Raw genomic sequence first — 408 nt, 5'->3', positions numbered from 1 at the left:
CGTCGAGGAAGGCGCGACGCTCGTGCGCGACGGCCGCGAGGACGAGGTGGCCCGGGAGGGCTACTTTATCGGCCCGACGATCTTTGACCACGTGCAGCAGACGATGACCATCTGGCAGGACGAGCTGTTTGCGCCGGTCTTATCCATCGTGCGGGTGCCGGACCTGACCGCCGGCATCGCGTGGGCGAACGAGTCSCGSTTTGCGAACGGCGCGTGCCTGTTCACAAGCTCCGGGCACCACGTCCGCGAATTCCGGGAAACGATTGATGCCGGGATGCTCGGGGTCAACGTCGGGGTGCCGGCGCCGATGGCGTTCTTCCCGTTTTCGGGCTGGAAGGATTCCTTTTACGGCGACCTGCATGCGAACGGCAAGGACGGCGTGGAGTTCTACACCCGCAAGAAAATGGT

At 64.3% G+C, this 408-nt stretch carries 1 protein-coding gene; it reads left to right on the top strand.

Features of this window, described 5'->3' with window-relative positions; genetic code table 11:
- A partial coding sequence (locus CHL76_RS16750) for an aldehyde dehydrogenase family protein (protein WP_143747491.1) occupies positions 1–408 on the top strand: 408 nt, incomplete at both ends.

The sequence above is a fragment of the Marinococcus halophilus genome, assembly GCF_002265875.1.
Classification (GTDB): domain Bacteria; phylum Bacillota; class Bacilli; order Bacillales; family Marinococcaceae; genus Marinococcus; species Marinococcus halophilus.
The sequence above is the reverse complement of the archived record's forward strand: the minus strand, read 5'-3'. Positions and strand labels throughout refer to the sequence as shown.